This window comes from Buttiauxella warmboldiae (genome assembly GCF_003818135.1).
Classification (GTDB): Bacteria; Pseudomonadota; Gammaproteobacteria; order Enterobacterales; family Enterobacteriaceae; genus Buttiauxella; species Buttiauxella warmboldiae.
Genome location: NZ_RPOH01000121.1, coordinates 1 through 5,009 on the forward strand (window position 1 = coordinate 1; position 5,009 = coordinate 5,009).

Below are 5,009 nucleotides of genomic sequence, written 5' to 3' on the forward strand. Positions count from 1 at the left end.
GAAAGTGGTGCTAAAGGCCCAGCTGCTGGTAACGTTACTAACCTGTAAGGTTAGCGTTAGCAAAGCTAAGAATTTAAAAACCTGCCGCGGCAGGTTTTTTCGTATCTGGGGTTTATTTACCCAACTTACTTACCAAATAACCGCCGGGAATTATCTTCAATCTTTCCTGAAATGCGCCGTTTCTGCATGGTGCGCGTCCAGCTAACCGACAATCCCGCCGCCGACAGCAACCGGTGATACTGCTCATCATCAAACGGCATATGCCACGCCGTAGCAATCGCTTCTGCCACCGTCACATCACTGAGGCGAGCAACCAGCTCCAGCGGGGAATCCGTTGACACATTTCCTGCCAGAATCACGCGATACAGCCAGCCGCAATAACCGGTTTCCTGCATCAAAGACGACATATCGCTAATGCCAAAATGGTCATTCAGCTTGTAGCACGGTGAACGCGGCTGCGTGACCTGAATCAGCGCCTCGCCCCAGCGGAAAATATCGCCGATATAAACCTCTTTTTCGCTCAGCCCTTCGGTCGATAAATTCTCGCCATACGCCGGCGCGGAAAACAGCTCTGCCTGCTCGGGAAATTCACGCGCCCAGTAGGTGTAATGCTCACGTGGATAGTGGCATAACGCGCGATCCGGCCCACCGTGAACAACTTTTTCAGCCTGCTGATCGCCTTCCAGCCCCAGTTCGGTGAGTTTAAGTTCACCGTCTACCTGATATTTGGCGATGGCGCTGGGCTTGCTGCCCGCATATTCACGAACTTTGCCCACATAAACGTTTACCGGATAGCGCATCTGAACCTTCCTGCCGCAGACATAAAAAAAGCGAGCCATCAGGCTCGCCTCTCGTCAGCGGCAATGCAACTTATTTTTTAGCGGCAAAACGTGCTGCTGCTTCGTCCCAGTTCACCACATCCCAGAATGCTTTGATGTAGTCAGGGCGACGGTTCTGGAATTTCAGGTAGTAAGCGTGTTCCCAAACGTCCAGGCCCACGATTGGGAAGCCGGAAACGCCAGCAACGGCTTCGCCCATCAGCGGGCTGTCCTGGTTTGCAGTAGAAACGACAGCCAGTTTGTCACCTTTCAGAACCAGCCACGCCCAGCCGGAGCCGAAACGTGTTGCTGCTGCTTTCTCAAATTCAGCTTTGAAGTTATCAACGCTACCGAAATCACGCTCGATGGCCGCCTTCAGATCGCCTTGCAGCGTGGTGCCAGTTTTCAGGCCTTTCCAGAAGAAGCTGTGGTTAGCGTGACCGCCCGCGTTGTTACGCAGAACGGTTTTTTTGTCAGCCGGCAGTTGATCCAGTTTAGCGATCAGCTCTTCAACCGGCAGGCTTGCAAACTCTGGCAGAGATTCCAGCGCTGCATTCGCGTTATTAACATACGCCTGGTGGTGTTTGCTGTGGTGGATTTCCATCGTTTGCTTGTCGAAATGGGGTTCCAGGGCGTCGTAAGCGTAAGGCAGGGATGGCAGGGTATAACTCATATTCATCATCTCCATTATTATCCAGCGGCGAACAAGCTGTTAACGCCGCGTAAGCAGTTGGTTCATTATAGTTAATTAAATGATATTGAAAATGATTATCAATGCCGTATTTTTTATAAGGTTATCACTTTTAGTTATCTGATTGAAAAAAACGCAGTTTGCCCCCTAATTTCTCCCGTTTCAAAAGGCAACGTGCCTAATTGCAGAAATGTGAAACGCATTTTCAAAATCTTTCTCACAGCGCCACGCTTTCGTTCACAATGGCAAAATTCACAAGGTGAAGCGTTGGCTGAACCCGTAATTTCGTTACAGGTAAAACTATGTTCACAATGAGGAAGTTATGAAATTATCAAGAACAGTAGGAACGCTGCTTTTATGCTGTTTATCATCCATAGCTTTTGTCTCTCATGCGCAAACCGTTTTGCGACTGGCTTACGCCGAAAACAGCCAGCCGGTTAAAGACGCGCTTCATTTCCTGGGTAAACAAGTTGAAGAAAAAACCGCAGGGGAAGTGAAGGTTATTTACTTTCCTGATGGCCAGCTGGGCGGTGAACGCGAACTGGTGGAGCTTGCACAGGTTGGCGTAGTGGACATTACCAAGGTGTCATCCGGGCTGATGGAAAGTTTTTCGCCGATGTACGGCGTCTTTTCTCTGCCGTATCTGTTTGCTGACGTTAAAGAATACTATCAGGTGATGGATAACCCCGACGTGATGGAGCCTGTATACCAGTCCACTGCGGCACAGGGCTTTATCGGTATCGGCTGGTATGACTCCGGGGCGCGTAACTTTTATATGAGCAAAGCGCCGGTACGCAAAATAGAAGACTTACGCGGTAAAAAAATCCGCGTGATGCAAAGTGAGACCGCCATTCGCACGCTCAAACTGCTCGGCGCCTCGCCTATCGCTATGAGCCAGGCTGAGGTTTATACCTCGTTGCAGCAGGGCATTCTGGATGGCGCTGAAAACAACGAGTTTGCCCTGACCATCGCCCGCCATGGCGAAGTTGCCCGCTTCTACACCTACGATATGCACACGCGCATTCCCGACATCCTGCTGATGAGTAATTTAACGCTCGAAAAGCTCACGCCTGAGCAACAGCAAATCGTTAAAGATGCGGTAAAAGCGTCGATTGAGTTTGAAAAGGCGGCCTGGGATGAGGAGATCGAAAAGACCCGCCAGCAGGCGATGAAAGACTTCAACGTGGAGTTTTTTGATATCGATAAAAAGCCCTTCCAGGACGCAGTGCAGCCCATTTATGACGGGCTAAAAGATAAACCCGCACTCTATTCGCTTTATCAAAATATTCAGTCGGCCAAAGGCTAATTATTACGGGATCGTAAAATGGATATGTTAAGAAAAAAGCTCGATCAAATCCTTAGTAGCCTGTGTTGCCTGCTACTGGCGGTGATGGTTTGTGTTGCCTGCTGGCAGGTCATCAGCCGTTATGTTGTTGGTGTGCCAAGCACGACTTCAGAAGAGCTGCTGCGCTTCTCTCTGGTATGGCTTTCTATGCTCGGCATGGCGTTGGTTGCCGGAAAGAATCAGCACATCAGCCTGACGCTTTTGATGGATAAAGTGTCGCCTGCGGTGCAGCGCTGGTGGATGATTATTCTGCAAATCACCTTTGCTGCTTTCTCCGTTTGGGTGCTGATTATCGGCGGCCTGAAGATTTCCTCGATCTCAATGCTGCAAATCTCCCCGGCGCTGGGCATTCCAATGGGCAAAATCTACTACGCGCTGCCTGTGGCGGGCGGGCTAATCATTATATATAGCCTGATGAACATCGTTGATTTGGTTAAGGCAATGAATACGCAGAATGAATCTGGCGCCGCCATGGAGAAACAACATGATTGATCCGATCCTTGCTTCCTTCACCTTAGTGGGCGTGTTTGTGGTGTTACTTGCCATGGGCGCACCTATCGGTATCTGTATTGTTATTGCCTCATGCAGCACCATGATGCTGGCTTTACCCTTTGATATCTCGATGTTTGCCACCGCGCAGAAAATGTTCTCCAGCCTTGACAGTTTTGCTCTGCTGGCCGTGCCGTTCTTCGTCCTTTCCGGGGTGATTATGAACAGCGGCGGTGTCGCCACGCGGTTGGTGAACTTCGCTAAATTATTCACCGGCAGGCTGCCAGGATCGCTCTCTTACACCAATATCATCGGTAATATGATGTTTGGCGCGATTTCCGGTTCGGCGATTGCGGCTTCCACCTCGATTGGCGGCGTAATGGTGCCGATGAGTGCTAAAGAGGGCTATAAACGCAGCTTCGCCGCAGCCGTCAATATCGCTTCCGCGCCAACCGGCATGCTGATTCCACCGACCACGGCATTTATTCTCTACGCGCTGGCAAGCGGCGGTACTTCTATTGCGGCGCTGTTTGCGGGCGGCCTGGTCGCCGGAGTTTTATGGGGCGTGGGCTGTATGTTAGTGACGCTGGTGGTTGCCAGACGCAATAACTATCGCGTCTTCTTTGCCCTGCAAAAAGGCGTGGCGCTGAAAGTGACGCTGGAGGCCGTACCTAGCCTGCTGCTGATTGTGATTATCGTCGGCGGTATCGTGCAGGGCATCTTCACCGCAATTGAAGCATCGGCCATCGCGGTGGTTTACACCTTGCTGTTAACGATGGGCCTATACCGAACCATAAAAATCAAAGATTTGCCTGACATCCTGACGCAAACTGTGGTCATGACGGGGGTGATTATGTTCCTGTTAGCCACCTCCTCCGCGATGTCGTTCTCAATGTCGATTACCAACATTCCAGCGGCGCTGAGCGATTTGATTCTCGGTATCTCCGATAACAAGCTGGTCATCCTGCTGGTCGTGACGCTCTTCTTGCTGGTGATCGGTGCCTTCATGGATATTGGCCCGGCGATTCTGATCTTCACCCCAATCCTGCTGCCGATTATGGTGAAGCTGGGGGTCGATCCGGTGCACTTTGGGATCCTGATGATCTACAACCTGGCTATCGGCACCATTACGCCGCCGGTGGGAAGTGGCCTGTACGTAGGGGCGAGCGTCGGTAAGGTGAAAGTGGAAGAGGTAATAAAACCGCTGATTCCGTTCTATGTCGCCATTATCGCCGTGTTGCTTATCATCACTTATATCCCCGAGATCACGCTGTTCCTGCCACGAATACTGGGCGTGATGTAAACAGGAAACGCAGAAACCCCATGACTTTCGCAAAACGGACATAGACCATTAATAAAAAGAAGGAAAAACCACGCTTTTTCCTGCGTTGTCAGCCATCTCAACGGCACCTGCTTTCCGGGTGTCGGATTTATTCAGGCAGCAACATTGCGCTGTCTGCACTGGCTTGGCGTCATACCCATTTCACGCGTGAAGACCACTGAGAAGTAGTTACTGTCCTCAAAACCGCAGCGAGTGGCCACTTCGCTAATCAGATAATCGGTATGACGCAGAAGATATTGCGCATGGCAGATGCGCAGCTGGCGCAAATAGTGGTTTACGGTCATGCCGGTTTGCTGGCGGAACTGCTGACGAAGGGTGCGCTCG

The 5,009-nt window shown here is 51.0% G+C and carries 6 protein-coding genes; 3 read left to right on the forward strand and 3 right to left on the reverse strand.

The features are described from left to right. Positions 1-125 precede the first annotated feature (125 nt). Together yiiM and sodA are read right to left on the reverse strand one after the other, a co-directional pair. Positions 126-800, reverse strand: a complete 675-nt coding sequence (gene yiiM, locus EHN07_RS20240) for a 6-hydroxyaminopurine reductase (RefSeq protein ID WP_124025800.1) — start codon at positions 798-800, stop codon at positions 126-128. A gap of 70 nt (positions 801-870) precedes the next feature. Continuing rightward, positions 871-1,491: a superoxide dismutase [Mn] gene (gene sodA, locus EHN07_RS20245; protein ID WP_120065883.1), complete on the reverse strand. Its 621-nt coding sequence runs from the start codon at positions 1,489-1,491 to the stop codon at positions 871-873. Positions 1,492-1,831: 340 nt separating this feature from the next. Here sodA and EHN07_RS20250 point away from each other — a divergent pair, with 340 nt between their 5' ends. The 3 genes from EHN07_RS20250 to EHN07_RS20260 are packed head-to-tail and all read left to right on the forward strand — an operon-like array spanning position 1,832 to position 4,646. Then, the gene (locus EHN07_RS20250; protein ID WP_124025801.1) at positions 1,832-2,815 is read left to right on the forward strand and encodes a TRAP transporter substrate-binding protein; all 984 of its coding nucleotides are present in this window, start codon (positions 1,832-1,834) and stop codon (positions 2,813-2,815) included. 18 nt (positions 2,816-2,833) lie between these two features. Then, a complete protein-coding gene (locus EHN07_RS20255; protein ID WP_124025802.1) occupies positions 2,834-3,346 on the forward strand; it encodes a TRAP transporter small permease in 513 nt (170 codons plus the stop codon). Next, positions 3,339-4,646: a TRAP transporter large permease gene (locus EHN07_RS20260; RefSeq protein ID WP_124025803.1), complete on the forward strand. Its 1,308-nt coding sequence runs from the start codon at positions 3,339-3,341 to the stop codon at positions 4,644-4,646. Before EHN07_RS20255 ends, EHN07_RS20260 begins: the two co-directional genes overlap by 8 nt. Before the next feature lie 131 nt (positions 4,647-4,777). Here the strand turns inward: EHN07_RS20260 and EHN07_RS20265 are convergent. After that, on the reverse strand, positions 4,778-5,009 hold a 232-nt coding region (locus EHN07_RS20265), incomplete at its 5' end, for a helix-turn-helix domain-containing protein (RefSeq protein WP_124025804.1).

Bases quoted from the DNA above. Each gene is read 5' to 3' on its own strand.
- EHN07_RS20255 (WP_124025802.1), top strand. From the start codon at position 2,834: ATGGATATGTTAAGAAAAAAGCTCGATCAAATCCTTAGTAGCCTGTGT.
- EHN07_RS20260 (WP_124025803.1), top strand. From the start codon at position 3,339: ATGATTGATCCGATCCTTGCTTCCTTCACCTTAGTGGGCGTGTTTGTG.
- sodA (WP_120065883.1), bottom strand. From the start codon at position 1,491: ATGAGTTATACCCTGCCATCCCTGCCTTACGCTTACGACGCCCTGGAA.
- yiiM (WP_124025800.1), bottom strand. From the start codon at position 800: ATGCGCTATCCGGTAAACGTTTATGTGGGCAAAGTTCGTGAATATGCG.
- EHN07_RS20250 (WP_124025801.1), top strand. From the start codon at position 1,832: ATGAAATTATCAAGAACAGTAGGAACGCTGCTTTTATGCTGTTTATCA.